The organism is Pseudomonas paraveronii, assembly GCF_963681955.1.
Lineage (GTDB): Bacteria > Pseudomonadota > Gammaproteobacteria > Pseudomonadales > Pseudomonadaceae > Aquipseudomonas > Aquipseudomonas paraveronii.
Genome location: NZ_OY817130.1, coordinates 4,600,853 through 4,625,072, shown reverse-complemented (window position 1 = coordinate 4,625,072; position 24,220 = coordinate 4,600,853). Strand labels below are relative to the sequence as shown.

Sequence of the window (24,220 nt, the reverse complement as noted above, 5' to 3'; positions counted from 1 at the left end):
CAGTGTCGACCAAGGTCTCGTGAGCACTAATGTCGCAGGGGCTGGTGTTAAAGAGGCTCAGCGCGGCGGCAGGGTTTTCTGGCGCAGGATGTAGATCGTCACCAGCACCGCACTGGTCAGCATGAAGCCCCGCGCCCAGGGTAGAGGCACCAGGTAGCAGGAAAAACCGATGCTCAGCCACATCAGGCCGATGGCGTAGACCTTGCCCTTGAGCGGGATGCCATTGCCGTCCAGGTAGTCACGAATCCATGGGCCCAGGCGCGGATGTTCCACCAGCCAGTCGTAGAAACGTGGGGAGCTTCGCGCGAAGCAGGCGGCGGCAAGAAGCAGGAAGGGGGTGGTAGGCAATACCGGCAGGAAAATACCGATCACTCCCAGCGCTACGCTCAGCCAACCGATGGCCAGTAGTGCATAACGCAGGAGCGGCGAGCGCTTGCCCATGGGTATCACGGGCAGGCGACTCAGTGGTGACGGGGCTTGAGGAGCGCCGGTTTTTCGTCAGGGGCGTTGCACAGCAGGTACAGGGCGGTCAGGGCTTCCGGGATCTGTACGATCATGTCGTCCATCAGGTTGGCGTCGGTGGCGATGTCGGAGAACTCCGGCTGGTCGTCGAACAGGCCTGAACCGACCATGATTGGCAGCAGCATTTCGCTGACTTCTTCTTCGGCGGTTTCGAACCAGGCGGCTTCGCGCAGGAACACGCCTTCCATGAAGCCGATGCACCAGCCGCGCAGGTCGGAGTCGTCCGGATCTTCGCCCAGGTCCAGGTCGCACGGCAGCTCGAATTCCTCATCGGAGGCCAGTTGGCGACCGATGTGGGCCTTGAGGGCGAGCAGGGTGGCTTCGATCTCTTCGCGCTGGGCGGCGTCAGCGTAGTGAGGTTCTTCGGCGAACAAGGCGTCGATCCACTCACGGTCCGGCACGATGTCGGAAGAAATCGACAGGGCGGTCAGGTAGCCGTGGGCGGCCACGTAGTCCAGCGCCTCGTCATGCAGCTCATCGGCGTCGAGGAAGGCTTGCAGGCGGGTTAGTTGCTCAGCGAAGGACATTGAAGGACTACCTTGGGAATAAACGATGCTGAATTCTAGGCTTTCTTGAGCGCCCCGGCCAGCCACACTGCATATTTGACCGGTTTTCGATAGCGGCCGCTGTTCGTCAGCCGCGCCCTTTGCCGGCCGACGCTCGGGTATACTGCCGCGTTTTGTGATGCCCCTGCAGGCCAGTGCCAACCCGAGAAAACTTCGCTTACGGATTATTTTCCGTAGAACAGCGTTTTTTCGGCCAGCCTGTAGAGAGGGATTTCGGCGATATTTGGAGTTTTACATGCTCGAGCAGGCTCAACGCGTCCTCAAGGACATCTTCGGCTACGACAGTTTTCGTGGCCGCCAGGGTGCGATCATTGAGCGCGTGGCCAATGGCGGTGATGCCCTCGTCCTGATGCCCACCGGTGGTGGCAAGTCGTTGTGTTTCCAGGTGCCGGCGTTGCTGCGTAACGGTCTCGCCGTGGTGGTGTCGCCGTTGATCGCGCTGATGGACGACCAGGTGGCGACCCTCGAAGAGCTTGGTGTTGCCGCCGCCGCGTTGAACTCCACGCTCAGCGCCGAACAGCAGCGCGACCTGGCCGCGCGTATCAAGCGCGGCGAAGTGAAAATGCTCTACCTGGCCCCCGAGCGCCTGGTGCAGCCGCGCATGCTGGCCTTCCTGCAGAGCCTGGAAATCGCCCTGTTCGCCATCGATGAAGCTCACTGCGTATCGCAATGGGGTCACGATTTCCGCCGTGAATACCTGCAGTTGGGGCAGTTGGCGGAACTGTTCCCCGACGTTCCGCGTATCGCCCTGACGGCCACCGCCGACAAGCGTACCCGCGAAGAAATCGTCGAGCGCCTGCATTTGCAGAACGCCGAGCGCTTCCTGTCGAGCTTTGACCGGCCGAATATTTTTTACCGCATCGTGCCTAAAGAACAGCCGCGCAAGCAGTTGCTGGCGTTCCTGTCCGAGCGGCGCAGCGATGCAGGCATCGTCTATTGCCTGTCGCGCAAGAAGGTCGACGAAGTGGCCGCCTTCCTGTGCGAGCAGGGTTATCCGGCGTTGCCCTATCACGCGGGCTTGCCCAACGAATTGCGTGCTTATCATCAGAAGCGCTTCCTCAACGAGGAAGGCCTGATCATGGTGGCAACCATCGCGTTCGGCATGGGCATCGACAAGTCCAACGTGCGCTTCGTGGCTCATATGGACCTGCCCAAGTCCCTCGAGGCTTATTACCAGGAAACCGGGCGTGCCGGCCGTGATGGCCTGCCGGCCGATGCGTGGATGGTCTACGGCCTGCAAGACGTGGTGATGCTCAAGCAAATGCTGCAGAACTCCGAAGGTGACGAGCGCCATAAACGCCTGGAGCAGCACAAGCTCGACGCCATGCTGTCACTCTGTGAAGAGACGCGTTGCCGCCGCCAGACCCTGCTGGCGTATTTCGACGAAGACATGCCCGAACCCTGCGGCCATTGCGACAACTGCGTGGACGGCGTGCAAACCTGGGATGCCACTGAGCCGGCGCGCCAGGGCTTGTCCGCGATCTACCGCACCGGTCAGCGTTATGGCGTCGGCCATCTGGTGGATGTGTTGCTGGGCAAGGACAACGAGAAGGTGCGCAGCTTCGGCCACGAGAAACTCTCGGTCTACGGGGTGGGCAAGGCCCGTGCCGAAGGCGAATGGCGATCACTGTTCCGCCAGATGGTCGCGCGCGGCTTGGTAGACATCGACATTGAAGGCTACGGTGGCCTGCGCCTGAACGACAGTTGCCGGCCGTTGCTCAAGGGCGAAGTCAGCCTGGAACTGCGCCGCGACCTCAAGCCGCAGACCACCGCCAAGAGCAGTACCAGCCAGGCCAGCCAACTGGTGCGCTTTGAGGAGCGTGAACAGTGGGAAGCCCTGCGTACCCTGCGGCGCAAACTGGCGCAGGAACACAGCGTGCCGCCTTACGTTATTTTTCCTGACTCGACCTTGCTGGAGATGTTGCGCGAGCAGCCGACCACCCTGGCCGAAATGGGCCGGGTCAGTGGTGTGGGGGCGCGCAAGCTGGAGCGTTATGGCCAGGCCTTCCTCGAAGTGCTCGGTGGCCAGGCCGAAGCGCCGAAGGAAATCGCCGATATTCGCCACGAATTGATCAGCCTGGCGCGGGCCGGCATGACCCCGATCCAGATCGCTGGCCAACTGCAATGCTCGGAGAAAAACGTCTATACGCTGTTGGCCGAATCCATCGGTCAGCAACAGTTGTCGTTAGAGCAGGCTCTTGATTTACCAGAAGATTTGCTCAGCGAAATCCAGGATGCCTTCCTGGACGGTGAGGGCGAATTGCCACCAGTTGCGGAGATCGCACCGCTGTTCACCGGGCGGGTTCCCGAGGGGGTTTTGTACTGCGTGCGTGCTGCGTTGCAGTCTGAGTTCGAAATTTAGTGTGCCAATTGCGACAATGTAACGAATCAGTACAGACGAGCGCTTGCCTACTGACATGGCTCATGCTTAGCTGACTAATAATTAGCCATACTTTGTTTTCAGTCTAAACCATGAGTTTTTTATGCCGTTAACCGATCAACACCGTTTTGGCATGCAGTTGGCGCAAATGTCCCGAGGTTGGCGCGCCGAACTGGACCGCCGTTTGGCGGGGCTAGGCTTGTCCCAGGCACGCTGGCTGGTGCTGCTGCACCTGGCTCGTTTCGAAGAAGCGCCGACTCAGCGCGAACTGGCACAAAGTGTCGGCGTTGAAGGGCCGACCCTGGCGCGGTTGCTCGACAGCCTGGAAGGCCAAGGACTGGTTCAACGTCAGGCCGTGGTGGAAGATCGCCGGGCCAAGCGCATCCTGCTGTGCGACACCGCCCGACCGTTGATCGAGCAGATTGAAACCATCGCCACTGCGTTGCGCCATGAGTTGTTCGTGGGCGTGGATGAAGAGGACCTGCGGGTGTGCATGCGTGTGCATGGGCACATTCTGGCGAATCTGGAAAAGTCCTGACCTCAAGTACACGGCAGATCAACATGTGGGAGCCGGCTTGCCACTGCAAGCCAGCTCCCACATTGGGTTTTACGGTCGGCGTTTTAGAAGGTCTGGCCGAGGTTCAGGTACACCGCTTGCTGATTGTCATCATTGAACCCGTAGCTGAAATTCAGCGGTCCCAACGGTGTGTCAAACCCCAGGAAAATGCTCGCGGCGTTGATATAGCCGCTGTCGAACTCATTGTCGTTGTTCCACGCCCGTCCGCGTTCCAATGACGCGCCCAGGTACAGCGGGAAATCCAATGGCAGGTACGAGCGTGGCGTCAGCCGGCGGTAGTACACGGCGCGCATCAAGCTGACGTTCTGCCCCGAGATCGCATCCTGGCGAAAACCCGACAGCTGCCGTGCGCCGCCCAGCAGGAAGCTGGATATCACCACGTCCGAATTATCCATGGTGCGCCCGTAACGGCCGCCCAGTACGAGCGTGTCCGGACCGTGGCTCATGGCCTTGTCCAGCTTGAACTCCCATTGTCGGTAGCGTTGATCCGAACCCAACCCCGGTTCGAATTCGCGCAAAGCCAGGCCGATGTCTTCGCCTGTGTGGGGGAAGTACACGTTGTCCAGGGAGTCGAAGGAGTACTTCAGTTCGTAGAAGCCTTCGCTGAAGCTCACGCTTGGCAGGTCACGGTCGCCGATGCGCACATCGGCCTTGCCCCAGGCCTCGCCGACGCCGAAGCGGATCTCGCCGCTGGTGCCGATCTGGCGCCCCACGTTCAGGCCGAAACCGTAGCGTTCCAGGCGGTATTCGGAGATGGGGTCGTTGTCCAGAATCAGTTCCACATTCTGCGCCTGGGCCTTGAGGTAAGGTGCGACGAAGTAGCGCGAGCCGGTGTCCATCGGTTGGTAGAACTCGCTGTACAGCTCCTGCCGATCGCCGATCTGCACCCGCGTCAGCCATTCCGCGCCGAGGCGGTTGATGCCATTCATGCGGTAGCTCGCGCCGAGGTTGAAGGCGCTGTCGCCACGCATATCGTCCGACAGGTTCAGGCCCAGGCGCAGGTAGTCGGTGCCGCTGCGTTTGCCGCGGGCACTGATCACCAGGGTGTTGTCGTGGCCTTTTTTCACCACGCGGTATTGCACCTGTTCGAAGTAATCCAGGCCATACAAGGTGCCCATGTCCACTTGCAGGCGATCCAGGTTCAGCGGCTCGCCCAGGGTTTGGCGGATGTAGTAGCGGATCACGTCGTCGCTGACTTTCGAGTCGTTCTCCACGCTGATCGCGGTAATGATCGGGGTCCGTTCGCCCGGGGTGCGCGCGGCCACCAGTTCCGGGTCGATCGGTTCGGCGGGGCGCAAGTGGGCCAGGCGCACATCGAGGGCGCGGGTGGCGCGGTAGCCGGCGTCGATCATGTCCTTGGCGCGGCCGAAGTCCGTGACGCCATAGGCGGCCAGCGGCGGCTGGATCAGCACATCTTTAGGGTTCAGGGCCTTGAGTTGTTCTTCGGAATTGCGCCGGGTCATCAGGGTGATGGACTGGTTGAGCACGTCCACCACCGTGGCCAGTTGCTTGCGTGAGCGCAGCGGCGTGCCGATGTCCACCACGATGGCAATGTCGACACCCATCTCCCGCGCCACGTCCAGCGGGATGTTATCGGTCATCCCGCCGTCCACCAGCAGCCGGCCGTCGAGTTCCACCGGCGCGAATACGGCAGGGATCGACATGCTCGCGCGGATTACCTGGGGCAGGTGGCCTTTGCTGAAGACTACTTTTTCGCCGGTGGTGATATCGGTTGCGACGGCGCGAAAGGGGATCGGCAGCTTGTCGAAATTTCGCGTGTTGCTGCTGTGGGCGAACATGCTTTCCAGCAGCAGCGCCAGGTTCTGGCCCTGGATGACGCCCAGCGGCAGGCCGAGGCTGCCATCGTCGCGGATACTGAGTTTCTGCTTGACCAGGAAATCGCGGTCATCCTGCTTGCGTCGAAACGGCACATCTTCCCGAGGAGGCGCATCGGAGAGCGCCCGCTGCCAATCGATACCCAGCGCGAGCTTTTCCAACTCATCGATCTTGTAGCCCGACGCGTACAACCCGCCGATCACCGCGCCCATGCTGGTGCCGGCAATCGCATCGATATGAATCCCCTGTTCCTCCAGGGCCTTGAGCACGCCGATATGGGCGAGCCCGCGCGCGGCACCGCCGGACAGCACCAGGCCGATTTTCGGGCGTGGCGTTTCAACCGCCTCGGCAAGAAGGGGCAGCAGGCAGAGCAACAGGCAGGACAGCAGGCGGTGCATCATGAATCTCGGGGCTGGACGATAAAGGCCGGTATTATAGCCACCCGACCCTCCCAGCCCGTTACGCCAGGAACCTGTCAAATTATGTCGCCGAATAAACCCGAGATCGTCATCACCTATTGCACCCAGTGCCAGTGGTTGCTGCGCGCCGCGTGGCTGGCCCAGGAACTGTTGAGTACCTTCGCTGAAGACCTAGGCAAAGTGGCGCTGGAACCGGCTACCGGCGGCGCGTTTCGCATTACCTGCGACGGCGTGCAGATCTGGGAGCGCAAGGCTGATGGCGGTTTCCCGGAGGCCAAAGTGCTCAAGCAACGTGTGCGCGACCAGATCGACCCGCAGCGCGACCTGGGGCACAACGATCGTAAGTAATGAAGGCCACCGCCGCACAAGGGCGGTGACCGGTTGGTACGTGCTTACTTGGCGGCCATCTTGCTCTTGATGAAGCCGATGACCCACGTCAGCAACAGGCCGCCGACGCCACCGCCGACAATATTGCTGCCGACCGTCGCGACATCCAGCGCTTCGCCACCGGGCGTGCCCGTCAGCGCCGAGACGATCTGGCCCAACACCAGGCCACCGACGCCGCCGAGGAGGGTATTGAGCCCGGTGCCCAGGCTCTGTTTGGTCATCCCCGCCAAATTACCGCCGACGGCACCGCTGATGATCTGAACGAGCAAGCTGATAAACATTTCCATGATGCAACTCCTGCATAGCGTTAATGGAGTGACCACTCGCTTGCAGCAACTTCATACATCCTGGCTGTCGTCGAGGAGTCTTTATCCGTAGACGACGACACACTGTTGCGGATGGGCAGAGTATAGATCAGGCCGCTGCAGCCGGCTGTTTGGCCTGGCTGGCGCTGCCCATCAGGCCGGACAGCACGATGGCGACGATGATCAGCGCGCCGCCCAGCAGCATGCGCAAGGTTGGGGTTTCGGCAAACAACAGCCAGGCGACGCTGATGCCGTAGACCGGTTCCATGGCGAACACCACCGAAGCGGTGCGGGCCTTGATCACCGCGAGGCTGGCGACAAACAGGCTGTGGGCCAGGCCGGTACAGAACACGCCGAGCAGGCCGATCCACAGCCAGTCGAGCGCGCGCACGTCCGCCAGCCCCGGCGCGGCCACGGGCAACAGGCACAGCGCGACCACCACGTTCTGGCACAACGCCGCCTGCACCGCTGGAATCCGCCCGGAGCTGGCGCGGTTATTCAGTGACAGCAGGGAGAACAGCAACCCCGAGGCGATGCCCCAGAGCAGGCCGCCCGTGGCTTGGCTGGCGAGGTTGAAGTCTGGTGTCACCAGCACCAGGCCGACCGTGACCAGAGCCACCAGCAACACTTCATTGGCGCGAATGCGCTCGCGGAAGATCAAGCCTTCGAGGATCACGGTAAATGCCGGGAACGCGGTAAACCCCAGGGTGGCGACGGCCACGCCGGCGACTTTGACCGCAATGAAGAATGTGACCCAATGCGCCGCCAGCAACACACCGCTGATCACCAGCCGACGCCAGTCGCGCATTTGCAGTTGTTTCCAGGGGGCGTTGCTGGCGAAGCGCGCAAAGATCGCCAGGGCAATCACCGCAAACGCGGCGCGGCCGAACACGATGATGGCCGGTGAGGCGGCCGCCAGCTTGCCGAATACGCCGGTGAGGCCAAACATCAATGCGCCGATATGCAGGGCGCCGAGGGCTGAGCGGGGAGTCATTGCGATCCTTGTACCAACGGGGTGACAGGCTTGCAGTCTAGAGACTGGGTGCGTGAGTGTCTGTCGCCTGGCTCGCGATTTTTAGCGCAGGACTCGCTATTTTGTCGTGCGCCGCAGGGCGCTCGGCGCGGCGCCGAATTCGCGCAGCATTGCAGCGGCAAACGCACTTTGCGAGGCATAGCCGACGCGCTCGGCAATCTCGCCGATGGGCAGCGGCGTTTCCCGCAACAGGCCCAAGGCCTTATGCAGGCGGCGACTGCGGATGTAGTCCATGGGCGTCTGCCCACACTCGGCAACAAACCGCGCATGCAGGCGTGCGACGGACAAGTCGGCGATGCGTGCCAGGTCAGCGACTTGCAGGGGGTGGGCGACATGCTGTTCGATATGCGCATTGAACGCGGTGTAGGGCAGGCGGCGGCCCGGCACGCTGGGGGCCAGCGGATGATTGAGGCTGGCCAGCAGCAGCACCGCGCCTTGCTGGACGATCAGCGGGTCATCCACCGGGCTGTGCGCCAGCCATTGCACCAACTGGCTTTGCCGCGAATCCAGGGCCAGACGCGTCGGTTGGTCGAGCAGACGGCGGCTGGCATCGGCATGCTCGCCCAACGATTGCAGCACCCAGTGTTCGGTGGGCACATCCAGCACCAGGCATCGGCTGCCGTCGCGACTGCCGCAGGTGTGGTGGGCCGAGAAGGGCAGCACCATCACACTGCTCTCGCGGACCTGGCTGCCGTGCCCATCCACTTCAAGGTCCAGGTGCCCGGACAGGCCGAAGACCAACTGCGCATGGTCATGGCTGTGGGCAATCGGCGCTTCGATGTAATGGCGTAGCGTGAGGGACGCGCTCATTGCGTTCTCCTGGGCAGCAGGTTGCCAGTCTACAACGCTTCGCCGTCGGCGGGCGCTGTCATCAGACTGACGCACAGCTGTCATGGGCTATTAATCGCCAGGGCGCAAGCTCGCGAAAACACCGTCGAGGGATGCCCATGACCCGTGCCGAATTCGCCACACCCAGCCGCAAGCAACGGGTTCGTACCCTGTGGATTTCCGATGTGCATCTGGGCACCCGGGATTGCCAGGCCGAACACTTGTCGCAATTCCTCAAGGGCTACCACGCCGATAAGGTGTACTTGGTCGGCGACATCATCGATGGCTGGAAACTGCGCGGCGGCATGTATTGGCCCCAGGCCCACACCAATGTGATCCGCCGCCTGTTGACCATGGCCAAGCGCGGCACGGAGGTGATCTACGTCACCGGCAACCACGACGAATTCCTGCGCCGCTACTCCAAGCTGATCCTGGGCAACATCCAGTTGGTGGACGAAGCCATCCATGTCACCGCCGATGGTCGCCACCTCCTGGTGATCCACGGCGACCAGTTCGATGTGATCACGCGCTATCACCGCTGGTTGGCGTTCCTCGGTGACTCGGCCTACGAGTTCACCCTGACGTTGAACCGTTGGTTGAATCACTGGCGTGCGCGGTATGGCTACGGCTACTGGTCGCTCTCGGCGTATCTGAAGCACAAGGTGAAGACCGCGGTGAGCTTTATCAGCGATTTCGAAGAAGCCATCGCCCATGAAGTGACCCGGCGCGAATTGCATGGGGTGGTGTGCGGGCATATTCACCACGCGGAGATTCGCAAGGTAGGCGAGGTGGACTACCTCAACTGCGGGGATTGGGTGGAGTCGTGTACGGCGTTGATCGAGCACTGGGATGGGAGTATCGAGTTGTATCGGTTGGCGGATGCGCAGGCCAAAGAGGCGCAGCTGAAATTGGAGAGGGTCGCGGGTTAAGGCCTTGCTCGGCCCAACAAGTGGGCGCGAGCAAGCCCGCTCTCACATGGGGGGCCGATTTCGTCAGTCAGTCTTTGCAGACATCGGCAATCGCTTGCGCCAGCAGGGTCAATCGCGTTGCGTCGATCCCCGCCACATTCGCCCGCCCCGAGCTGACCATATACACGCTGTGCGTCTCGCGCAGTTGCTTGACCTGCTCGGCACTCAAGCCGGTATAGGAAAACATCCCACGTTGCGCGCCGATATGCGCAAACTGCTCGGCCAGCCCGTGTGGCGCGAGGGCCTCGACCAGTCCGGAGCGCAACTGCGCAATACGCGCGCGCATCGCTTCGACTTCGCCGCTCCACTGCGCCTTCAGCTCGGCGTCACCGAGGATCGTCGCGACGACTGCCGCGCCGTGATCCGGTGGGGTTGACCACAGGTTGCGCGCGATATTCGCCAACTGGCTGCGTACATCCGTGAGTTTCTCGGCATTCGCCGCACACACGATCAGCGCGCCGACACGGTCGCTATACAGGCCGAAGTTCTTCGAGCAGGAGCTGGTGATCAGCACTTCCGGCAGCTCGGCCGCGAACAGCCGCACCGCCCAGGCGTCCTGCTCCAGGCCGTCGCCAAAGCCCTGGTAGGCGAAGTCGATCAGCGGCAGCAGGTGGCGCTCGCGCACGATCTGCAAGACCTGGCGCCAGTCCTCCTGGGACAGGTCGAAACCGGTCGGGTTATGGCAGCAGGCATGCAGCAGCACCACGTCGCCCTCGGGCACCGTGGACAAGGTCGCCAGCATTGCGCTCACATCCAGCCGATTGTCCGCGCCGACGTAAGGGTAGTGACCGACCTTGATCCCGGCCTTGGCGAAGATGCTTTCGTGGATCGGCCAGGTTGGGTTGCTCAGCCATACGCCACGGCCAGGCAGGCTGTGGGCGATAAAGTCGGCGCTCAGGCGCAGGGCCCCGGTGCCGCCTGGGGTCTGGGTCGCGCCGGCGCGGTGTTCACGCAGCAGCGCGGACTCGGCGCCGAGCACCAGCTCGCTGATCAACTTGCCGAACGCGGCGTCGCCGTGGCCGCCAATGTAGGTCTTGGTGGTTTGCCGTTCCACCAGGCGCTGCTCGGCGCGCTTCACGGAAGGCGGAATCGGTGTCAGCCCCTGGTCGTCCTTGTATACGCCCACGCCGAGGTCGAACTTGTTCGGGTTGGCATCCTGGGCATACAGGTCCATCAGCCCGAGGATCGGGTCGCCGGGCACGCGGCCAATCGCATCGAAATGCATTACTTGCGGCCCTCGGCATCCTTGGCCACTTCGTCGGTGCGCGCGGCCATGATGAAGTCGTTGCGGTGCAGGCCTTTGATGGAGTGGCTCCACCAGGTCACCGTGACCTTGCCCCACTCGGTGAGCAGGCCTGGGTGGTGGCCTTCAGCTTCGGAGATTGCCCCCATGGAATTGGTAAAGGCCAGGGCGAACCTGAAGTTCTTGAACAGGAAAACCTTCTCCAACTGCATGACGCCATCGCGCACTTCAATGTTCCAGTCGGGGATCTGTTTGAGCAGCACCGGTAGTTCTTCATCGCTGACTTGCGGGGCATCGGCGCGGCAGGCTTCGCAGTGGGCTTGGTTCAAGGTCGTCATGTGGGGTGTCCTGAATTCGAGTGTTTGGAAAACGGTCGTCAGTGGCGTCACCCTAAAGCAACGCGGGACCAGGGAACAGATTCACCTGGTATCAAAACCTACGGTTCACGCCGCTTTGGGTTTGGGGGCGAAGAGCGGTGCGTGCAGACCCAGCTGCATCCCACGCTCGACCATGCCCATGATGTCTTCCTGCGCTACGTCGAACAGGCGCTTGAGCTCGGGCAAGACAAAATATAGCGGTTGCAGGATGTCGATGCGATACGGCGTGCGCATCGCTTCCAGCGGATCGAAGGCTTGATGTTTGGGCTCGGACGACAGGCTGTACACCGTCTCCTTGGGCGACGACAAAATACCGCCACCATAGATGCGCCGACCGGCGGGCGTGTCCACCAGGCCAAATTCGATGGTCATCCAATACAGGCGCGCCAGGTACACCCGCTGCTCCTTGGTGGCCGCGAGGCCGAGCTTGCCGTAGATGTGGGTGAATTCGGCGAACCAGGGATTGGTCAGCAGCGGGCAGTGGCCGAAGATCTCGTGGAAAATATCCGGCTCTTGCAGGTAGTCCAGTTCTTCGTGGGTGCGAATAAAAGTCGCCACCGGAAACTGCTTGTTGGCGAGTAATTCGAAAAACGTCTGGAAGGGAATCAGCGCTGGCACGCGGGTGACTTGCCAGCCGGTGGTCTCGGCCAGCACCGTGTTGATTTCGCTCAGTTGCGGGATGCGATCCAGGGGCAGGCCGAGCTTGTCGATGCCGTCCAGGTATTCCTGGCAGGCGCGTCCCTCAAGCACTTTCAACTGGCGCGTGATCAGGGTGTTCCACACCGCATGTTCTTCCGGCGGGTAGTGGATAAAACCTTGCGCATCGGGCTCGCGGGCCACGTAGTGCGTCTGCTTCATACGGCTCTCCTGCTAGGCATTCGTTCTTGTTATGTCCTGCGATGTACGTATTGATAACCCGGCTGGAGCGAGATTCCATCCGCCTACGCGAGGAGGTTGTAGGAAAATTTACTGCTATTCGTAAAGTATTCGTTACGGATGAGCCGCTAATCGATGGATTGGGCTGTGAAAAGGTCGCCAGGTGTCACATAATCTTGACGATTATCTGCGGCCAGCGACAAAAAGACGCGGCGCCTACCCTTCTTCGGGCCTTTTCATGCGTATCAAAGTGCATTGCCAGAACCGCATTGGCATCCTGCGGGACATTCTCAACCTGTTGGTGGAGTACGGCGTCAACGTCGCCAAGGGCGAGGTCGGCGGTGAGCATGGCAACGCCATTTACCTGTTTTGCCCGAACCTGGTGAACATGCAATTCCAGGCGTTGCGCCCGCAGTTCGAGGCGATTGCCGGGGTGTTTGGTGTAAAGCGTGTAGGGCTGATGCCCAGCGAGCGTCGGCACATGGAGCTCAATGCGCTGCTCGGTGCCCTGGAGTTTCCGGTGCTGTCCATTGATATGGGCGGCTCGATCGTCGCCGCCAACCGCGCGGCCGCGCAGTTGCTCGGGGTGCGGGTGGACGAGGTGCCGGGCATTCCGCTGTCGCGCTACGCCGAGGATTTTGACTTGCCGGAACTGGTGCGCGCGAGCAAATCGCGGATCAATGGCCTGCGGGTCAAGGTCAAGGGTGACGTGTTCCTGGCGGACATCGCGCCGCTGCAGTCGGCCGAACACGACGACAGTGAAGCCATGGCTGGCGCGGTGTTGACCTTGCACCGTGCCGACCGCGTCGGTGAGCGTATTTATAATGTGCGCAAGCAGGAACTGCGTGGCTTCGACAGTATCTTCCAGAGTTCCAAGGTCACGGCTGCGGTGGTTCGTGAAGCGCGGCGCATGGCGCCATTGGATGCGCCGCTATTAATAGAAGGCGAAACCGGCACCGGCAAGGAGCTGCTTGCCCGCGCCTGTCACCTGGCCAGCCCCCGTGGCCAATCACCGTTGATGGCCCTCAATTGTGCCGGCCTGCCAGAGTCGATGGCCGAGACCGAACTGTTTGGCTACGGCCCCGGCGCTTTTGAGGGGGCGCGGGCCGAAGGCAAGCTGGGGCTGCTGGAGCTGACAGCGGGCGGTACGTTGTTTCTTGATGGTGTCGGGGAAATGAGCGCGCGGTTGCAGGTGAAGTTGCTGCGCTTCCTGCAAGACGGTTGCTTTCGCCGAGTCGGCAGTGATGAAGAGGTGTACCTGGACGTGCGGGTGATCTGCGCAACCCAGGTGGACCTTTCGGAACTTTGCGCGCGGGGTGAATTCCGCCAGGACCTTTATCACCGCCTGAACGTGCTGTCGCTGCATATCCCGCCTCTGCGCGAATGCCTCGATGGTCTGGGGCCACTGGTGGAGCACTTTCTCGACCAGGCCAGCCGACAGATCGGTTGCCCGTTGCCCAAACTGGCCCCGGCGGCGATGGATCGGCTCAGCCATTACCACTGGCCGGGCAATGTACGGCAATTGGAAAACGTGCTGTTTCAGGCGGTGTCGTTATGTGAGGGCGGGACGGTCAAGGCTGAACACATTCGCCTGCCGGACTATGGCGTGCGTCAGCCCCTTGGCGATTTTTCCCTGGAGGGCGGCCTGGAAGCCATCGTCGGCCGTTTTGAAAAGGCCGTGCTGGAAAGTCTGTATGCCGAACATCCCAGCAGTCGGCAGTTGGGTAAGCGCCTGGGCGTTTCCCATACAACGATTGCGAATAAACTGCGGGACTATGGCATGAGCAAGGAAAGTGCTGGAAAAAGTCCTGAACACGGCACTTGAAAGGCGCTATGTTCAGGTTGTTCTGCGGTGGCCGACAGCGTTAAAACACCAGGAACCCCCTGTCCGGGCCTATGACGACGGAGCTACCCGTCTCCTTTTCTATCCAGGCCAGATTAGGTTCTTGATTCGGAGTCTCGGGGAAGAGTACGCCCAGGTTGTAGTTCTTGTTTTTCGGCAGTCCCTCAAGGCTCTTAGTAATGTCAGGGGACAGCGCTCCGTACTTTCCGGATCTCAGTTCGTCGGTAGATATCCCTTCATTGGTGCTTTTGGGGTCGAGCATTAACAGGTCGATGTGTTCGAGCAACGCCGCACCATGGGGTGGAAATAATCTACCTTCTTTGCGACTTTCGATTTCGATGGCGGCGCCACCTTTTTGCGGGACCCAAAATACTCCGCCACTCATCATTTCATTCTCTTCTTTAGAGATTGAGACCATTCGGTAATCCTGGTTTTTATCCAGTTTTTCCAGTTCATTGAGTGCGCTGCGCGACAAGGGGCCGAACTTGCCGCTGCGCACATCGTTAGCGGACACGCCAAAGTCGATCTCAAAGGTCCTGCTCGGGAGGCTCTGCAGCAGTTTTTGTAGTGCGAAGACCGTTGGGTTGACGTCGCAGCAGGGCAGTTGTGCGCCAAACTTATTTTCCCAATCCGTGTTTTTCGCGTAATTGTTTGGGGTTAAGTCTGGGGCCGTCTCAAATTGGCGCCGTTGTTCGGAAGGACGGGCGCTTAGCGGCTCAAATATATCGAGAAGGTTGTTATAAGAAAAGTGTGCTTGCCAGTTTGTCGCTTCTTGCATGCAGGGAGAGTTACAAATGCCAGACATTTAAATATCCTTAAGCGTTAATTAGTTGGTAGGGCACGAATGATCGGAAAGTAGTCATGACTGCTTTGCGATGGAGTGAAGTTACGAGGGCTGCATTCAATCGCCAAGCGGGTTTTGATCAGTAAATGTAAAAGGCTATCGGAGTATTCTTGTTTGGGGTTGGGTTTGTCTGATGGTTATAAAAAACAAGAGAATTACATATGCGCTCACTCATTTGCGGTGCCGTCAGGTATGCGGCTTTTTTGGGGCTTGTAATGAGTGGACAATAAAACTTCGGGCCAGTCGTTTCGAGATGGCCAAGGGGGAGGGCAAGTGTCCAGTGGCTTGCCAAGTGTTTCAGCGGTTCGGCTTCGTCCGCGACCATCCAATGCCGTAGCGCTTGAGTACTTGAAAACGCCTGCAGGACTCCAACCTTTGCCGTCAGCGGCATAACTCCGCCGTTTTTTCGACTCCTCCTGGGCCGGCCTTTTTCGACGCCTTGGCGCAAACCCTTGCCCCGCCTGGACTTTCTGCGCTTTTAGAAAGTTGGTTCGCAAATTGCTTAAGTCTCATCAGTACAGCGGTGGGCGGCAAGCGTCCGTCAGAAAGAGGATAGAGCGTGGACAAGTACCTTTACGTGGCGATGACCGGCGCCAGCCAGAATGCTCTGGCGCAGAAGGCCCATGCCAACAATCTGGCGAACATTTCCACCAACGGCTTCCAGCGCGATCTGGAGCAGGCGCGCTCGATGCCGGTGTTCGGCGACAGCTTTCCGGCGCGGGCCTTTGCCCTGACCGAGCGGCCCGCCACCGATTTCTCTCCGGGCGCCATGATCGAAACCGGTCGTGACCTCGATGTGGCGGTCAGCGGTGACGGCTGGATGGCCGTGCAAACCCCAGATGGCGGCGAAGCCTACGTGCGCAGCGCCAGTATGAATGTGGATGCGCTCGGCGTGCTGCGGGCCGGCAATGGTATGCCGATCATGGGCAACGGTGGCCCGATCGCCGTGCCGCCGCAGCAGAAGATCGAGGTGGGCGCCGACGGCACCGTCAGCATCCGTGCGATGGGTGAAGGCCCACGGGTGATGGCTGAAGTGGATCGGATCAAGCTGGTCCAGCCCGACCTCAAGAACATGACCAAAGGCCTGGACGGCACCATCCATACCAAGGACGGCCAGCCGGCCCAGGTCGACGCGAACGTCAAGCTGACCTCGGGTTTCCTGCAGGCGAGCAACGTCAATGCGGTGGAAGAAATGACCGCGGTGCTGGCGCTTTCCAAGCAGTTCGAGCTGCACATCAAGATGATGAACAGCGCTAAAGAAGACGACCAGGCCATGACCCGCGTTCTGGCGATGAGCTGATTGCGGTTTCACTGAATACTAATTTTGCGGCGCAGCGCCAACAAACAGGCGCACGAAGGAGAACAGCATGCTTCCGGCTCTATGGGTTGCCAAAACAGGTCTGTCCGCCCAGGACACCAACCTGACCACTATTTCCAACAACCTGGCGAACGTTTCGACCACGGGTTTCAAACGTGATCGCGCCGAGTTCCAGGACTTGCTCTATCAGATCAAGCGCCAGCCAGGTGCCCAGTCGACCCAGGACAGCGAACTGCCGTCGGGCCTGCAATTGGGTACCGGTGTGCAGATCGTCGGTACCCAGAAAAATTTCACGGCCGGTAACCTGCAGCAAACCGGTCAGCCTCTGGACATGGCGATCAACGGCAAAGGGTTCTTCCAGATCCTGCAACCAGACGGGACTACGTCTTACAGTCGTGATGGTACTTTCCACCTGGACTCCAACGGCCAGGTCGTCACGGCCAGCGGTTTTGCCCTGGAGCCGGCCATCATCGTGCCTGCCAATGCCCAGACCTTCACCGTCGGCAACGATGGCACCGTGTCCATCACCGTGGCTGGCAACCCGGCGTCGCAAGTGATCGGCAACCTGCAAACCGCCGACTTCATCAACCCGGCCGGCCTGCAAGCCATAGGTGGCAACCTGTTCCTGGAAACCGCCTCCAGTGGTGCACCGCAAATCGGCACCCCTGGCCTGAACGGCTTCGGCACCACGCTGCAAAGCACCCTGGAAACCTCCAACGTCAGCACCGTGGAAGAGATGGTCAACATGATCACCACTCAGCGCGCCTACGAGATGAACTCCAAGGTGATTTCCACTGCCGACCAGATGCTTTCGTTCGTTACGCAGAATCTGTAATCAAGTCTATGGGGCGCTCCTTAGGGCGCCTGCAACACCGTGAGGTTAGGGTCATGAATCGCTATGTTTCCGTTCTGGCATTGAGTGGGATTGCCGTGCTCGCGGGCTGTGTCGCCCCGACGCCAAAACCCAATGACCCGTACTACGCGCCGGTGTTGCCGCGCACGCCGTTGCCGGCGGCGGCCAACAATGGCTCGATCTATCAGGCCGGTTTCGAACAGAACCTGTACAGCGACCGCAAGGCGTTCCGGGTCGGTGACATCATCACCATCACCCTCAACGAGAAAACCACGGCCAGCAAGAACGCCAACTCCCAAGTGGACAAGACCAGCAAGACCGGTATTGGCCTGACCTCGTTGTTTGGTGCCGTGCCGAACACCAACAACCCCTTGGGCAGTGGTGACTTGAGCTTGAGCGCAGGCTACAGCGGTGACCGTGCCACCAACGGCAAGAGCTCCGCTGGACAGAACAACAGCCTGACCGGTTCGATCACCGTGACGGTGGCCGATGTATTGCCCAACGGCATCATCGCCGTGCGCGGTGAGAAGTGGATGACCCTCAACAGTGGTGATGAACTGGTGCGCATCGCCGGCATGGTCCGTGCCGACGACATTGCCACCGACAACACCGTATCGTCGACGCGCATTGCCGATGCGCGCATTACCTACTCGGGTACGGGTTCGTTTGCTGATGCGAGTCAGCCGGGCTGGTTCGACCGTTTCTTCCTTAGCCCGCTGTTCCCTTTCTAGGTGGCCACTTTGAAATTCAAACAGCTGATGGCGGCGGCACTGTTGCTGTCCCTGAGCGCAGTCGCCCAGGCCGAACGCCTGAAAGACATCGCCAGCATTTCCGGCGTGCGTTCCAACCAGTTGATCGGCTATGGCCTGGTGGTCGGGCTCAACGGTACGGGTGACCAGACCACCCAGACCCCGTTCACCCTGCAGACCTTCAACAACATGCTCTCGCAGTTCGGCATCAAGGTGCCGTCGGGCTCGGGCACTGTGCAACTGAAAAACGTCGCGGCCGTGTCGATCAGTGCCGACTTGCCGGCGTTCTCCAAGCCGGGTCAGGTAGTGGACATCACCGTGTCGTCCATCGGTAACTCGAAAAGCCTGCGCGGCGGCACCCTGTTGATGACGCCGCTCAAAGGTATCGACGGCAACGTCTACGCCATCGCCCAGGGCAACCTGGTGGTGGGCGGATTTGATGCCGAAGGTCGCGACGGTTCGAAGATTACGGTGAACGTGCCCTCGGCCGGTCGCATCCCCGGCGGCGCCACAGTTGAACGCACCGTGCCCAGCGGCTTCAACCAGGGCAACAGCCTGACCCTGAACCTCAACCGTTCCGACTTCACCACCGCCAAGCGTGTGGTCGACAAGATCAACGACATGCTCGGCCCTGGCGTGGCCCAGGCCATCGACGGCGGCTCGATCCGGGTTACCGCGCCGCTGGACCCGAGCCAGCGTGTGGACTACCTGTCGATCCTGGAAAACCTCGAAGTCGACCCAGGCCAGGCGGTGGCCAAGGTCATCATCAACTCGCGCACCGGCACCATTGTGATCGGCCAGAACGTCAAGGTCTCGCCAGCCGCTGTGACTCACGGCAGCCTGACCGTGACCATCACCGAAGACCCGATCGTCAGCCAGCCTGGGCCGTTGTCCAATGGCCAGACCGCCGTGGTGCCGCGTTCGCGGGTGAATGCCCAGCAAGAAGCCAAGCCGATGTTCAAGTTCGGCCCCGGCACCACCCTGGACGAGATTGTCCGCGCTGTGAACCAGGTGGGCGCAGCGCCCGGCGACTTGATGGCGATCCTCGAAGCCTTGAAACAGGCCGGCGCCTTGCAAGCCGACCTGATCGTGATCTGAGGTCATGGCCATGGATATGCGCAACAGCGGGATCAGCAGCACGGCGGACTCGGGGTCTTATTCCGACTTGAACCGGCTTAACCAGCTCAAGGTCGGTGCCGACAAGAACAGCGACGGCAACATGCGCAAAGTGGCGCAGGAGTTCGAGTCGCTGTTTCTGAGCGAGATGCTCAAGTCCATGCGCTCGGCCACCGATGCCCTGGGCAAGGACAATCCGCTGAACACCCCGGCCGCCAAGCAGTACCAGGAAATGTACGACCAGCAACTGGCCGTCTCGATGTCCCGCGAGGGCGGTGGTATCGGCCTGGCCGACGTGCTGATGCGCCAGATGCAGAAGAACAAACCGGTGGACGCCCAGGCGGCCACCTTGCAGGGGCCGGCGGCGGCTGAGCCGGTGAAAAAAGTCGATGTGCCGACTGAAATCGCCGCCGGCACTCAAGCGGCTGGGCCGTTGGGCCGCTCCAATGGCCAGCGACCGCTGTGGGCCTACCGTGTGGCCGTCGCCGAAGGCGCCAGCGCTCACACCAACGACGTGGCGCTGATGAACCAGCGCCGTATCGCCTTGCCGAGCAAGCTGACCGATCGACTGCTCGCCGGCATCGTGCCGACTGCGCCGGTCGCTATCGATGCCAACCGCGCGCCACTGCGTAACAGCGCCGCGGATGACGGCGTGATCAACAGCAGCGCACGCAGCTTGGCCGTGTCCAGCGGCCGCATGCAGGTCTACGGTCGCGCCGTGGCCCAGCCGCCGCTGGCACCGGCGAAGAAAGCCTTCAGCTCCCAGGATGAATTTGTCGCCACCATGTTGCCGATGGCCAAGGCCGCAGCGGCGCGTATCGGTGTCGATCCGAAGTACCTGGTGGCCCAGGCCGCCCTGGAAACCGGTTGGGGCAAATCGGTAATGCGCGCCGGCGATGGCAGCAGCAGTCACAACCTGTTCGGTATCAAGGCCGGCCAGAGCTGGCAGGGCGGCCAGGCCCGCGCGATCACCAGCGAGTTTCGCGATGGGGCGATGGTCAAGGAAACGGCGCAGTTCCGTTCCTACGATTCCTACCAGGACAGCTTCCATGACCTGGTGACGTTGTTGCAAAGCAATGATCGCTATAAAGAAGTTGTGAAGTCAGCCGACAACCCGGAACAGTTTGTGCGCGAGTTGCAAAAAGCCGGTTATGCCACCGATCCGGATTACGCCAGCAAGATTTCGCAGATTGCCAAAACGATGAACAGCTACCAGAACTACGCTGTCGCGGGCGCAACCATACATTTATAAGGTCTGAACCATGAGTTTGCTCAATATCGGGATGTCGGGGCTGAACGCCGCTCAGGGATCGTTGTCGGTCTTAAGTAACAACATCGCCAACGCTAACACCGCGGGCTACTCACGTCAGCAGACCCTTCAGAACTCCAGCGCCTCGAACGCGTTTGGCGGCGTATTCATCGGCAGTGGTACCACGCTGGCGGATGTGCGGCGCGTGTACAACGAGTACCTGGACACGGCTTACCAGAACAGTACTGCGCTGAATAATGACGCCAAGGCTTATCAGGACCAGATCGGTGCCGTGGATAAGGTCCTGTCGGACAAAAGCACTGGCCTGTCGTCGGTGCTCAGCTCCTTTTTTGCGACCCTGCAGACGGCATCGTCCAATCCCAACGATCTTTCCGCCCGGCAACTGCTGGTCAGCAATGCCCAGACCTTGAGCAATCGCTTCAACTCAATCTCTACCCAGTTGACTCAGCAGAAAGAAACCATCAACAGCCAGTTGAGCACCATGAGTGATCAGGTCAATCAACTGACCTCATCGATTGCCTCGCTCAACAAACAGATCTTCCAGGTTCAGGGTGCGTCGGGTAATGCGCCGGCCAACCTGCTGGATTCGCGCAACGAGGCGGTTCGCTCGCTGAATGAGTTGATCGGGGTAACGGTCACCGAGAAGAACGGCCAGTTCAGCGTGACCACCGGCAGCGGCCAGTCGCTGGTGGAGGGGGGGATTTCCAACACTATTTCGGCTGTGCCGAGTAGCACTGATAACAGTCAGTACACCATCCAGCTGAATGTGAGCGGCACCGCCATGGACCTGGGTTCAGTGGTCAGCGGCGGAAGCATCGGTGGCCTGCTGCGGTATCGCAGTGATGCCTTGATGCCGGCCATCAATGACCTGGGACGTATCGCCATCGCGACTGCGGACACCCTCAACAATCAACTGGGCCAAGGCCTGGATTTGAACGGTGACTTTGGGGTGTCATTGTTCAATGACGTCAACAGCGCGGTCGCCGTTGCTTCGCGCAGCCAGGGCGCTGCGGGGAATAGTGCGGGTTCAGGTAACCTGAATGTGTCGATCAGCGACAGCAGCAAGCTCTCGACCTTCGATTACAAGGTCACCTTCAGCGACAGCACCAACCTCAACAAGGTGACGGTGCTGCGCTCGGATGGCAAGTCCATGGGGGTCGTCGATCTCACCGCCACGCCGCCGACACCGATCGATGGTTTCACCCTGTCGCTGGACGGCAAGGGCCCGATGGCATTGGGAGACAGTTTCAAGGTCAGCCCGACCGCCACTGGCGCAAGCGGCATTGGCGTGGCGCTCACCGACGCGAACAAGCTGGCCTTTGCCGGGCCACTGGCGGGCACCAGCAGCAACACCAACAGCGGCACGGGTACGTTTACCCAGCCCGCCTTGACCGTACCGCTGGATATTCATGGCGGCGCCGACACGGCGCAGTTGCGTGCAGGTATCGAGAACTCGATGCCGGTGAAAATGGTCTTCGGCAAGGCGGCCGCCGATGGCACTCAGCCTTATACCCTGAATGACGCGCAGGGCAATTCAATTGGCACCGGCATCATCATTCCGGGGCAGGGCAACAAGATCACCGTGGATGTGCCGATGCGTGACGCCGCCGGTGCTGTGATCGTGGGCAAGAGCTTCAAGTTCGACACGACGGTCAACGGTTCTCCGGCTGAGGGTGATAGCACCACCTTTGCCTTCAACAGTGGTGGTAAGTCTGACGGCCGTAACGCCCAGGCCCTGCTCGACCTGCAGACCAAGGCCAGTGTCGGTATGGGTGACGGAAACACGGGCGTGAGTCTGGTCGCGGCGAACAGTCGCCTCGTGTCGCAGGTCGGTTCCAAAGCGAGCCAGGCTGGCGTCGACACAACGGCCACCGGCGCGTTGCTCAGTGCCAACAAGGAAGCGCGCAACTCGGTGTCCGGGGTTAACCTGGATGATGAGGCCGGCGACATGATCAGGTTTCAGCAGTACTACACCGCGTCGTCGCAGATCATCAAGGTTGCGCAAGAGACCTTTACCACACTGATTAATGCCATTTAAAGGAGGCTGGGACGATGCGTATCTCTACACAGCAATATTTTGAGACCAGCTCCGCCAAGTACCAGGATAACTATTCCAGTGTGGTCAAGGCGCAGGACCAGGCAAGCTCCGGCGTGCGTGTGCAAACGGCAGCGGATGATCCGGTGGCTGCGGCGCGGCTGTTGATGCTGCAGCAGCAGAAAGACATGCTGGGGCAGTTCAATGGCAATATCGATACGTTGAAGAATTCGCTGAACACTGAAGACGGCGTACTGGAAAATATTAACACTGCGCTGCAAAAGGCCAGTGAGTTGGCGCTGAAGGCCGGTAACGTCGGGATCAGTGATGCCGACCGCAAATCGATTGCCGCCGAGGTTGGCTCGATTGAAGACCAGGTGCTGGGTCTGCTCAATACCAAGGATGCCAACGGTAACTACATGTTTTCCGGGAGCAAGACCGATACGCCGCCTTATTTGCGCAACAACGATGGCACCTACAGTTACCAGGGTGATGACACGCCCTTGAGCCTGAAAGTGGCGGAAAACCTGTCGATATCGATGGGGGATACCGCGAAAACCATGCTCGAAAGCTCGGCGAACACCGGTCGTACCCAGTCGACGCGCGTGCTTGTGCCGCCTGCGGTCGATGACAACAAGGTGACGGTGTCGGCGGGTCTGGTTGCTTCCGGGGCCACCTACAACAGCAGCTTTGCCGATGGCCAGCCATATAAGCTGACGTTCACCAGCAGCACCCAGTACACCGTGAGCGACAGTGCCGGTAACGACATCACCTCCGAGATTCCGGGCAACGGTACTTTTGACTCGACCAAGGAAGGTGCTTCGACCATCAACTTGCGCGGGGTCAAGTTCGACATCGGCTTGGACCTGGGCAAGGGCGTGGCGCCGGGTGCGCCCTCGGATGCACTGGTCAAGGATCGCGAGTTCAGCCTGTCGGTCAAACCGGACACCTTCAGTGTTTCGCGTACCCCAAGCAATCCGACCACGGCGCAATTGAGCGGCGGCCAGGTGACCAACCAGACGGCTTACGCCAGCACCTTTCCCAACGCTGGTGCGGTCGTCAAGTTTGGTGCGGCAGGTGCCTACGATGTCTATGCACAACCGTATACGGCGGACAGCAAGTCCATCGCCAGCGGCACCTTGGCCGTTGGCGATACCTCGATTACGGCCGCAGGCGTGACGTTTGACGTGACCACCGCGCCGGCGCCAGATGATGGCGACCAGTTTACGATCGGGGCCACCAGCAACAAGAACGAAAACGTGCTCGACACCCTCAGCCATTTGCGCAGAACCCTTGAAGCACCGTCGGACGGTAATCCGGCTGCGCAGAAGGAACTCAAGGATGTGGTCGCCCGCTCCATCGGCAACCTGGCCAATGCCTACGGCCAGGTTGACCAAGTGCGTGGTTCCATTGGCGCACGTCTGAACGGTCTGGATATCCAGACTCAGGAGAACACCAGCCTGAGCCTGGCAAATTCCACGACCATGAACGCGTTGGGTAACGTTGACTTCGCTGACGCCGCGATCAATCTGAGCTTGCAGCAAACCATGTTGCAGGCATCGCAACTGGCGTTCGTGAAAATCTCCCAGTTGAGCCTGTTCAATAAGATGTAATCAGCTGGCGGTCACGCAGCGGCTCACCCTGGAAACAGGCTGGGCCGTTGCCGTTTTTGGCACTCAATTGTTCAAAGGTTTTGCACAAACCACAGAAAATTGAGTGACCTGTGAGTCATAAAGCGCATCTTCACTGTATCGTGTGAAAAGGATAAGTCGTCGCAGGGTCTTTGCGTGGCGGCTTTCAGCGAGTTTTTGCGGGGTTATCCCCTTTATTGTCAGCACCCGGCGAGGCAGTTCGCGGGGTGTTCTCCAGCTATTT

At 60.5% G+C, this 24,220-nt stretch carries 22 protein-coding genes; 12 read left to right on the top strand and 10 right to left on the bottom strand.

Annotation, left to right across the window (positions count from 1 at the left end; genetic code table 11):
• Positions 1–57 precede the first annotated feature (57 nt).
• Positions 58–441, bottom strand: a complete 384-nt coding sequence (locus U5A08_RS21295; protein WP_198718053.1) for a YbaN family protein — start codon at positions 439–441, stop codon at positions 58–60.
• A gap of 20 nt (positions 442–461) precedes the next feature.
• A complete protein-coding gene (locus tag U5A08_RS21290; protein WP_198718052.1) occupies positions 462–1,049 on the bottom strand; it encodes a UPF0149 family protein in 588 nt (195 codons plus the stop codon).
• Between the two features lie 274 nt (positions 1,050–1,323).
• On the opposite strand from U5A08_RS21290, the gene recQ reads away from it, so the two are divergent.
• A complete protein-coding gene (recQ, locus tag U5A08_RS21285; RefSeq protein ID WP_198718051.1) occupies positions 1,324–3,450 on the top strand; it encodes a DNA helicase RecQ in 2,127 nt (708 codons plus the stop codon).
• A gap of 121 nt (positions 3,451–3,571) precedes the next feature.
• Positions 3,572–4,006, top strand: a complete 435-nt coding sequence (locus U5A08_RS21280; RefSeq protein ID WP_198718050.1) for a MarR family transcriptional regulator — start codon at positions 3,572–3,574, stop codon at positions 4,004–4,006.
• Positions 4,007–4,089: 83 nt separating this feature from the next.
• Here U5A08_RS21280 and U5A08_RS21275 read toward each other — a convergent pair whose 3' ends face one another.
• Positions 4,090–6,279, bottom strand: a complete 2,190-nt coding sequence (locus U5A08_RS21275; protein ID WP_321852264.1) for a patatin-like phospholipase family protein — start codon at positions 6,277–6,279, stop codon at positions 4,090–4,092.
• 84 nt (positions 6,280–6,363) lie between these two features.
• On the opposite strand from U5A08_RS21275, the gene U5A08_RS21270 reads away from it, so the two are divergent.
• A complete protein-coding gene (locus tag U5A08_RS21270; protein WP_198718048.1) occupies positions 6,364–6,648 on the top strand; it encodes an Rdx family protein in 285 nt (94 codons plus the stop codon).
• 44 nt (positions 6,649–6,692) lie between these two features.
• On the opposite strand, the gene U5A08_RS21265 is transcribed toward U5A08_RS21270, so the two are convergent.
• The 3 genes from U5A08_RS21265 to U5A08_RS21255 form a co-directional block, all read right to left on the bottom strand.
• Positions 6,693–6,974 carry a hypothetical protein gene (locus U5A08_RS21265; RefSeq protein ID WP_253397728.1) on the bottom strand — a complete coding sequence of 94 codons (282 nt, stop codon included), beginning with the start codon at positions 6,972–6,974 and terminating at the stop codon, positions 6,693–6,695.
• Between the two features lie 127 nt (positions 6,975–7,101).
• Positions 7,102–7,986 (bottom strand): DMT family transporter, encoded by an 885-nt coding sequence (locus tag U5A08_RS21260; RefSeq protein WP_253397727.1) that lies wholly within the window; start codon positions 7,984–7,986, stop codon positions 7,102–7,104.
• A 96-nt stretch (positions 7,987–8,082) separates the two neighbouring features.
• A complete protein-coding gene (locus U5A08_RS21255) occupies positions 8,083–8,835 on the bottom strand; it encodes an AraC family transcriptional regulator (protein WP_321848447.1) in 753 nt (250 codons plus the stop codon).
• A gap of 137 nt (positions 8,836–8,972) precedes the next feature.
• Between U5A08_RS21255 and U5A08_RS21250 the strand changes: the two genes are divergently transcribed.
• Positions 8,973–9,782 (top strand): UDP-2,3-diacylglucosamine diphosphatase, encoded by an 810-nt coding sequence (locus U5A08_RS21250; protein WP_198718044.1) that lies wholly within the window; start codon positions 8,973–8,975, stop codon positions 9,780–9,782.
• A gap of 67 nt (positions 9,783–9,849) precedes the next feature.
• Here U5A08_RS21250 and U5A08_RS21245 read toward each other — a convergent pair whose 3' ends face one another.
• From U5A08_RS21245 to phhA, 3 genes are all read right to left on the bottom strand, one after another.
• The gene (locus U5A08_RS21245; RefSeq protein ID WP_321848446.1) at positions 9,850–11,046 is read right to left on the bottom strand and encodes an amino acid aminotransferase; all 1,197 of its coding nucleotides are present in this window, start codon (positions 11,044–11,046) and stop codon (positions 9,850–9,852) included.
• A complete protein-coding gene (locus tag U5A08_RS21240) occupies positions 11,046–11,402 on the bottom strand; it encodes a 4a-hydroxytetrahydrobiopterin dehydratase (RefSeq protein WP_198718042.1) in 357 nt (118 codons plus the stop codon). Before U5A08_RS21240 ends, U5A08_RS21245 begins: the two co-directional genes overlap by 1 nt.
• 105 nt (positions 11,403–11,507) lie before the next feature.
• Positions 11,508–12,299 (bottom strand): phenylalanine 4-monooxygenase, encoded by a 792-nt coding sequence (gene phhA, locus U5A08_RS21235; RefSeq protein WP_198718041.1) that lies wholly within the window; start codon positions 12,297–12,299, stop codon positions 11,508–11,510.
• A 256-nt stretch (positions 12,300–12,555) separates the two neighbouring features.
• Between phhA and U5A08_RS21230 the strand changes: the two genes are divergently transcribed.
• Entirely contained in the window at positions 12,556–14,142 is a 1,587-nt protein-coding gene (locus U5A08_RS21230) for a sigma-54-dependent transcriptional regulator (protein ID WP_321848444.1), read from the top strand.
• Between the two features lie 40 nt (positions 14,143–14,182).
• Here the strand turns inward: U5A08_RS21230 and U5A08_RS21225 are convergent, their stop codons facing one another.
• A complete protein-coding gene (locus U5A08_RS21225; RefSeq protein ID WP_321848442.1) occupies positions 14,183–14,965 on the bottom strand; it encodes a hypothetical protein in 783 nt (260 codons plus the stop codon).
• A 598-nt stretch (positions 14,966–15,563) separates the two neighbouring features.
• On the opposite strand from U5A08_RS21225, the gene U5A08_RS21220 reads away from it, so the two are divergent.
• The 7 genes from U5A08_RS21220 (at position 15,564) to U5A08_RS21190 (ending at position 23,958) form a co-directional block, all read left to right on the top strand.
• On the top strand, positions 15,564–16,304 hold the full coding sequence (locus U5A08_RS21220; RefSeq protein ID WP_198717168.1) for a flagellar basal body rod protein FlgF: 741 nt from the start codon (positions 15,564–15,566) through the stop codon (positions 16,302–16,304).
• 67 nt (positions 16,305–16,371) lie between these two features.
• Positions 16,372–17,157 carry a flagellar basal-body rod protein FlgG gene (gene flgG / locus U5A08_RS21215; protein ID WP_198717167.1) on the top strand — a complete coding sequence of 262 codons (786 nt, stop codon included), beginning with the start codon at positions 16,372–16,374 and terminating at the stop codon, positions 17,155–17,157.
• 53 nt (positions 17,158–17,210) lie between these two features.
• Entirely contained in the window at positions 17,211–17,906 is a 696-nt protein-coding gene (gene flgH, locus U5A08_RS21210; RefSeq protein WP_198717166.1) for a flagellar basal body L-ring protein FlgH, read from the top strand.
• A gap of 27 nt (positions 17,907–17,933) precedes the next feature.
• Positions 17,934–19,022, top strand: a complete 1,089-nt coding sequence (locus U5A08_RS21205) for a flagellar basal body P-ring protein FlgI (protein WP_164887039.1) — start codon at positions 17,934–17,936, stop codon at positions 19,020–19,022.
• 4 nt (positions 19,023–19,026) lie between these two features.
• Complete coding sequence (gene flgJ / locus U5A08_RS21200) at positions 19,027–20,292, top strand: flagellar assembly peptidoglycan hydrolase FlgJ (RefSeq protein ID WP_198717165.1); 1,266 nt, start codon at positions 19,027–19,029, stop codon at positions 20,290–20,292.
• Positions 20,293–20,302: 10 nt separating this feature from the next.
• On the top strand, positions 20,303–22,348 hold the full coding sequence (gene flgK, locus U5A08_RS21195) for a flagellar hook-associated protein FlgK (protein WP_321848439.1): 2,046 nt from the start codon (positions 20,303–20,305) through the stop codon (positions 22,346–22,348).
• A gap of 14 nt (positions 22,349–22,362) precedes the next feature.
• Entirely contained in the window at positions 22,363–23,958 is a 1,596-nt protein-coding gene (locus U5A08_RS21190; protein ID WP_198717163.1) for a flagellar hook-associated protein 3, read from the top strand.
• The last annotated feature ends 262 nt before the right edge of the window (positions 23,959–24,220 follow it).

What these genes read in the sequence shown, in the direction of transcription:
- U5A08_RS21295 (WP_198718053.1), bottom strand. Translation starts at nt 441, where the DNA reads ATGGGCAAGCGCTCGCCGCTCCTGCGTTATGCACTACTGGCCATCGGT.
- U5A08_RS21290 (WP_198718052.1), bottom strand. Translation starts at nt 1,049, where the DNA reads ATGTCCTTCGCTGAGCAACTAACCCGCCTGCAAGCCTTCCTCGACGCC.
- recQ (WP_198718051.1), top strand. Translation starts at nt 1,324, where the DNA reads ATGCTCGAGCAGGCTCAACGCGTCCTCAAGGACATCTTCGGCTACGAC.
- U5A08_RS21280 (WP_198718050.1), top strand. Translation starts at nt 3,572, where the DNA reads ATGCCGTTAACCGATCAACACCGTTTTGGCATGCAGTTGGCGCAAATG.
- U5A08_RS21275 (WP_321852264.1), bottom strand. Translation starts at nt 6,279, where the DNA reads ATGCACCGCCTGCTGTCCTGCCTGTTGCTCTGCCTGCTGCCCCTTCTT.
- U5A08_RS21270 (WP_198718048.1), top strand. Translation starts at nt 6,364, where the DNA reads ATGTCGCCGAATAAACCCGAGATCGTCATCACCTATTGCACCCAGTGC.
- U5A08_RS21265 (WP_253397728.1), bottom strand. Translation starts at nt 6,974, where the DNA reads ATGGAAATGTTTATCAGCTTGCTCGTTCAGATCATCAGCGGTGCCGTC.
- U5A08_RS21260 (WP_253397727.1), bottom strand. Translation starts at nt 7,986, where the DNA reads ATGACTCCCCGCTCAGCCCTCGGCGCCCTGCATATCGGCGCATTGATG.
- U5A08_RS21255 (WP_321848447.1), bottom strand. Translation starts at nt 8,835, where the DNA reads ATGAGCGCGTCCCTCACGCTACGCCATTACATCGAAGCGCCGATTGCC.
- U5A08_RS21250 (WP_198718044.1), top strand. Translation starts at nt 8,973, where the DNA reads ATGACCCGTGCCGAATTCGCCACACCCAGCCGCAAGCAACGGGTTCGT.
- U5A08_RS21245 (WP_321848446.1), bottom strand. Translation starts at nt 11,046, where the DNA reads ATGCATTTCGATGCGATTGGCCGCGTGCCCGGCGACCCGATCCTCGGG.
- U5A08_RS21240 (WP_198718042.1), bottom strand. Translation starts at nt 11,402, where the DNA reads ATGACGACCTTGAACCAAGCCCACTGCGAAGCCTGCCGCGCCGATGCC.
- phhA (WP_198718041.1), bottom strand. Translation starts at nt 12,299, where the DNA reads ATGAAGCAGACGCACTACGTGGCCCGCGAGCCCGATGCGCAAGGTTTT.
- U5A08_RS21230 (WP_321848444.1), top strand. Translation starts at nt 12,556, where the DNA reads ATGCGTATCAAAGTGCATTGCCAGAACCGCATTGGCATCCTGCGGGAC.
- U5A08_RS21225 (WP_321848442.1), bottom strand. Translation starts at nt 14,965, where the DNA reads ATGTCTGGCATTTGTAACTCTCCCTGCATGCAAGAAGCGACAAACTGG.
- flgG (WP_198717167.1), top strand. Translation starts at nt 16,372, where the DNA reads ATGCTTCCGGCTCTATGGGTTGCCAAAACAGGTCTGTCCGCCCAGGAC.
- flgH (WP_198717166.1), top strand. Translation starts at nt 17,211, where the DNA reads ATGAATCGCTATGTTTCCGTTCTGGCATTGAGTGGGATTGCCGTGCTC.
- U5A08_RS21205 (WP_164887039.1), top strand. Translation starts at nt 17,934, where the DNA reads ATGGCGGCGGCACTGTTGCTGTCCCTGAGCGCAGTCGCCCAGGCCGAA.
- flgJ (WP_198717165.1), top strand. Translation starts at nt 19,027, where the DNA reads ATGGCCATGGATATGCGCAACAGCGGGATCAGCAGCACGGCGGACTCG.
- flgK (WP_321848439.1), top strand. Translation starts at nt 20,303, where the DNA reads ATGAGTTTGCTCAATATCGGGATGTCGGGGCTGAACGCCGCTCAGGGA.
- U5A08_RS21190 (WP_198717163.1), top strand. Translation starts at nt 22,363, where the DNA reads ATGCGTATCTCTACACAGCAATATTTTGAGACCAGCTCCGCCAAGTAC.